Below are 1,270 nucleotides of genomic sequence, written 5' to 3'. Positions count from 1 at the left end.
CACCGAGCTGCGCGCCACCGAGGAGATCCACCAGCGGTTCAACGACCTGTCCGTGGAGGGCGCCGACGCCGCCGAGGTGATCCGACAGGCCGCCGAGCTGTCCGGCTGCCCAGTGGTGCTGGAGAACCTGTCCCGGCAGGTGCTCGGGTACGACCCGGCGGGGGAGAGCGCCGAGCTGCTGCTGGACGGCTGGGAGCAGCACTCCCGGCGGATCCGCCCGGCCGGGCGGACCGCGTACGACCCGGACAGCGGCTGGCTGGTGACCACCGTCGGCGCCCGGGGGCAGGACTGGGGTCGGCTGCTGCTGCGCTGGCCGGCCAGCGGCGACGTGCCCAGCGCACAGGCCGTCGAACCGAGCGCGGGCTCGCCCACCCGGCTCACCATCCTGATCGAGCGGGCCGCGTCCACCCTCGCGTTGGGCCGGCTGATCCGCCGCGACGCCGAGGGCCTGGAACGGCAGATCCACCGCACCCTGCTCACCGCGCTGCTCGACCACTCCCGCCCGGTGGACGAGGTGGGACTGCGGGCCAAGGCGCTCGGCGTGGTGCTCGACCGGCGGCACCTGGTCGGCGTGATGGTCCGGCACCGCGCCGACGACCCCGCCGGGGAAGTCGGCCCCGAGGCCGGCCAGGCCCGGCTACGTGATCTCTCCGAGGCCGTCGGCCAGGCCCTGCGGGAGGCGAAGCTGACCGCGCTGACCAGCGCCGTCGACGACAACTCGGTGGGCGCGCTGCTGGCCCTGCCAGACCCGGCCGCCGAGGACCGCGCGCTGTCCGCGTTCGCCAGCGCCCTTCGTCAGGTACGCCTCGACGCCGGCGCCGGCCGGCCGGGACCCGGCGTCGACGTGTCCCGCTCCTCCTCCGGCGCGGAGCCGTCCCGCGCGACTCCCGGTGTCGAGGCCGCTCGGGTGGGTGTCGAGGGGGCCCGGGGTGCTGGTCCCGGTGCCGTGATCGTGGCCGCCGGGTCCGGGGTGAGCACCCTGCGGGAGGCCCGCCGGTCGCTCGTCGAGGCACGGCAGATCGCCGAGGCGGCCCGACGGGACCGGCGTGACCTGCCGATCTTCCGGCTCCCGCACGTCGGGCTGGCCGGTCTGCTGCACCTGCTGCGCGACGAGCCCCGCCTGCAGACGTTCGTGGAACGCGAACTCGGCGCCCTGCTGGAGTACGACGCCCGGCGTCGTGGCGGCGGCGGTCTGGCCGCTCGGGGTCCTGGTGACCGGCAGCCCCAACGCCTACTGGGGTGTCTGCGCCGTGGGTTCGCTTTCCCTGCG

At 76.0% G+C, this 1,270-nt stretch carries 1 pseudogene; it reads left to right on the top strand.

The window, feature by feature from the left end:
• Nucleotides 1-1,270, top strand: a pseudogene (locus ABZ749_RS35380) (hypothetical protein); the annotation flags it as partial.

It is taken from the genome of Micromonospora sp. NPDC047753 (assembly GCF_040642735.1).
GTDB lineage: Bacteria > Actinomycetota > Actinomycetes > Mycobacteriales > Micromonosporaceae > Micromonospora.
Note: the sequence above shows the minus strand (reverse complement) of the source record. Positions and strands in the feature narration are given on the sequence as shown.